The 4,562-nt window shown below is 39.1% G+C and carries 3 protein-coding genes; 2 read left to right on the top strand and 1 reads right to left on the bottom strand.

The genetic code is table 11. The annotated features are described in order from the left end of the window. Window positions 1-70: 70 nt before the first annotated feature. Entirely contained in the window at window positions 71-1,207 is a 1,137-nt protein-coding gene (locus FVQ77_17280; protein ID MBW8052056.1) for an ATP-binding protein, read from the bottom strand. Between the two features lie 467 nt (window positions 1,208-1,674). Between FVQ77_17280 and FVQ77_17275 the strand changes: the two genes are divergently transcribed. Continuing rightward, window positions 1,675-1,902, top strand: coding sequence for a type II toxin-antitoxin system HicB family antitoxin (locus FVQ77_17275; GenBank protein ID MBW8052055.1), 228 nt, complete (start codon window positions 1,675-1,677; stop codon window positions 1,900-1,902). A 64-nt stretch (window positions 1,903-1,966) separates the two neighbouring features. Beyond that, window positions 1,967-4,562 (top strand): PKD domain-containing protein (locus FVQ77_17270; protein MBW8052054.1); only part of this gene is annotated, 2,596 nt, incomplete at its 3' end.

The raw sequence follows: 4,562 nt of genomic DNA, 5'->3' as shown, positions 1-4,562 counted from the left end.
AGTAACTGATAATTTGATGCATGATGTTAATAATGATTACAATTTAAGTTGTTTTTTTTAATTTAGATTTTTAGGTATACTTTTTGAATATCTCTATTAACCAAAGTCTGAATAGAGGATCAACAAAAGACAATTCTGGCCCAAATCTGTCTATTATTTCTTTATTTTCCAGTGCTTTTAACATTTTCGCAACATTTGCAGATGTTCCCAGCCCATATTTACTGATCACATCTTTGGAAGATAAATGCTCATTTATCCCATCAGTTAGCGCTTTTAATAACTTTATTTGCCCGTTGCTTAATAATTCAAATATTTTTTCAAATAAAAGTGAATTTACAGATACCAGCTCATCTTTGGATTGATCTAATATCACTTCGGTCACTTTTTTCTTACTGTTTTTCCAGGTAATATGTGCCAGGTGCTGGACATAGTGCGGATGGCATTCCATCAGATCAACTAACTTTTCAGCTACAACAACAGGAATGGATTTATTAGTTTGTTCAAAGTTTTTTAGTATAAATTTTGTCAAATCTTTTTTTGCGATCTTTTCCAGGTACATCACGTCACCAAATTTATAAAATGGTAAAGACTGGCTTTCAAACAAATTCATTAACATGTGCCTCTTACTGCCATACAAACAATAAGTGACGTGCTGATGATGCTGCCATTGTGCCCGAAGCTTTTGTTGAAACCCTAAAGGGTCTTTAAAATTTTCGATATTTTGAAATTCATCAATACAAAGAATTATCCTTATTTTTTTTCGTTTTGAGATTTTTTCTGTCAGGTTCAATATTTCAAAGATTGATCTATCGTTCTCATGGATATCAAACCGGATGCTCAAATCGGTATCTGTGCCTGCACTCATAGATAATTTCGGTGAAATTTTTGATAAAAATGTCCGGGCAGTTTTAAACCATTCTTCAACTTTAGTTGACGTTGACTTTATGACTTCAATAGCTAAGTATTCATAAAAATCATTTTCACTTCTAACATTGAACAGATCGAGAAAACAGAATTTATATTGCTGTTTATTGACGTATTTTTGTGAAATTTTTTTTACTAACGATGTTTTACCCCACCTTCTTGGTGAAATTAAAATTGTATGAATGTTATTTTCTATATTGTTTGAGAGACGCTCGATTTCCTTTATCCTGTTGGTAAATGCACTTCCCTGTGCTGTTTTTCCAAATTGAAATGGTGATTCCATATATGCTATACATAACGACTTAATTAATGCAGCATAATTACGAACAGGTTAAAAACAGTTAATATCGGTTAATAATGGTTAAAATCGGTTACTTTTCTGCATGAGGCAGCAACCTTCGGCTGATGAACCGTTTTTCTTCGCAACCGTTATTAACCGTTTATTAACCGCCTGTTAACCAATATTAACCAATACTGCAAAATTTATGTCGTTATGTATAATTTAATAAAAGTTCAAAAAGTTGCTAACCAATCAATTAGTAACTTAACGGTTACTAACTTGCCAGTTACTAACTACGAGGTTATACCATAGAAAGTTGTCTGATTTTTTTTATTTCTATAATTTTTCCAACAAACTATTCTTCATTTTTTTCAAAAAAAATTTGCATATCAATAAAATAAAATCTAACTTTGGTTTTTCATTATTAATTAAAAGCTTACTACATTTGTATTATTTTTTTAATGCAGCAAATGGAAGATAAAACTTTATTGTTTAGAATTTTAATTACACAAGACGAAGATGGCATATTTGTAGTTGAATGCTCAAATTTACCAGGATGTATTTCGCAAGGTAATACTCGTAAAGAAGCCTTAGAAAATATTCAAGATGCTATAAAAGGATATTTAGATAGTCTGAAAAAACATAACGAAGCAATTCCATATCCTATATCTGAGGAAATTGTAGAAATAACACTGTGAGTAAGAAATTACCGGTTTTATCAGGTAAACAGCTTTGTAAAATCCTTAAAAAAGCAGATTATTTATGGAAAAAAAACTTTTTCTTCTCTTCTGCATTGGCATTACCGGGACAATTTCATTCGCCCAAACGCCATATAAAACTTTAGATGAACGACTGTTGGAGAAGCAGATAGCTACAAAAAGCTATAAATCTAAAATTTGGTACCCAAATAAAGCCGGGGCGGGTCAGCAATCTCACACGAAGGGTGAAATCGCAAAGCTTCTCCCGCCTGACCCTGAACAAGACTGCCCCTACGCAATCCCCGTTTGCCAGGATACCTTTGTGCAGCCAAATTCTTACGTTGGATTTGGCAACCAGCAGGAAATCCCGGGAAATACTTGTCTTGGTGAGAACGAAAAGAACTCGGTATGGTATGTTTTGAACATTCAAACAGGCGGTAACCTGGAATTTGTGATTACTCCGTTTGATATGAATGACGATTACGATTTTGCACTCTATAATCTTACCGGAGCCAACTGTTCAGATATTAGCAATGGCGCCATTACTCCTGTAAGATGTAATTATTGTGTAGATCCGGGCTTGACAGGACTATCTACTTCAGCTACCAACGATTGGGAGGACTGTTGTACCAACTCACCCGGCTGTGTCTGGAGCAATATACTCCCTGTGAATGCAGGTGAAACCTATGTTTTGATCGTAAGTAATTTTAGCAGCACCGTGAATGGCTATACTTTGGATTTCAGCCCGTCAACAGCATCAATTTTTGATGTTATCCCACCAACACCTGTTTCGTTTTTAACAGTTTGTGGAGGAGATTCTCTGACCTTAACCCTGTCAGAACCTGTTTTGTGCAGCTCTATCGCTGCGGATGGAAGTGATTTTACAATAACCGGTCCGGGAGGCCCTTTTACTGTAACCGGGGCTGTAGGAACAAATTGTGGCAACTTCAGTATACAAGTCGTAGTTTATTTCACCCCTTCTCTTACAATTGGATCATCCTATACAATTACCGTCACTACAGGTACTGATGCTAATACACTCATTGATAATTGCGGCAATGCAGTGGCTGATCCTACAACTTTGGTCTATATTGCCCAGCCGCCACCAGGTAGTATTTCGGGTGATAACGATATTTGCGATGGAAGCTCTACAATACTTGTAGCTTCATCAGGGGATTCATACTTATGGAATCCAGGAGGAGCCACTACGCAGAGCATCACCGTTAGCCCCACCACTACCACTACTTACGATGTAGTAATTACCAATGGGACCTGCAGTGATAACCCTTCTTTTACAGTAACAGTATTGAATGCACCTGTTGCTGATTTCACCTTCGCTCCAGATCCGGTTTGTGTAGGGCAGCAGGTAAACTTCACCAATAACTCTTCATTTCCTGGTTGCTTTTTCCCGTTTTTATTCTACACCTGGAATTTCGGAGATGGTCCCCCATTTTCTTTAGCTCAGGATCCTAATCATACTTACTCCAGTGCCGGCACTTATAATGTTACTTTAACCGTTACAGATTTAGGCTTTTGTGGATGCAGTAATGAAATAACCATTCCTGTTACGGTTACAGCCGGAGGTGCTCCTGCCACCCCTGGAGCCATCACAGGCCCCACCTCAGTCTGTCCCGGCCAGGTAGGCTTAGTTTATTCCATTACAGCAGTAGCAGGCGCCACATCTTACAACTGGACGGTACCGGCAGGAGCTACCATAACTGCAGGACAAAACACCATTTCAATTACTGTTGATTTTGGCGCTACATCCGGTAATGTGTGCGTAACGGCAAGCAATGGATGCGGAACAAGCACTGCAAGCTGCACCCCGATAACAGTAAATGCCTTGTCTGCCTCTATAACATCAAGCTCAGATATTACATGTAATGGATTTGTTGATGGTACAGCTACGGTTTCATCTTCCGGAGGTACAGGAGCACATTCATACTTATGGTTACCCAGCGGAGGAACAAACTCTACTGCTACAGGTTTAGGCCCGGGAACCTATACGGTTACTGTAACTGACGCAAACTTTTGTCAGACGACTGCTAATATAACCATCATTGAACCTGCTGCCTTAACCGCCTCCATAATATCCAGTTCAGATATTACATGTAACGGATTTGGTGACGGCACTGCCACGGTTTCATCCTTAGGAGGTACCGGGATACATTCATACTCATGGTCGCCAAGCGGGGGAACAAACTCAACCGCCACCGGCTTAGGTCCCGGTTCATATACAGTTACCGTTACCGATGTAAACAATTGTTCGACCTCTGCTAACGTAACCATCACTGAACCATCAGCCATTACCTTATCGTTAACTTCAAATCCTGCAACCTGCGGAAATAATGATGGTACGGCTACAGTTGCGGCTTCAGGAGGAGTAGGATCATACACTTATTTATGGGATGACCTTCTTGCACAGACTTCCCCTATTGCAACAGGTTTGGCTTCCGGTAATTATACAGTGATCGTGACCGATTCAAATAACTGCTCACAATCCGGGTTTGTGACCGTAACAGATCTTGGAGGAGCTACAGCAAGCGCTATGCTCATTAACGAAGTGAATTGTTTTGGAGGGTTTGACGGAGCAGCGACAGTATCAGTTTCAGGAGGCACGCTTCCATATACATACAACTGGTCACCAGGCGGTGGGAACA

Source organism: Cytophagales bacterium (assembly GCA_019456305.1).
Lineage (GTDB): Bacteria > Bacteroidota > Bacteroidia > Cytophagales > VRUD01 > VRUD01.
The sequence above is the reverse complement of the archived record's forward strand: the minus strand, read 5'-3'. Positions and strand labels throughout refer to the sequence as shown.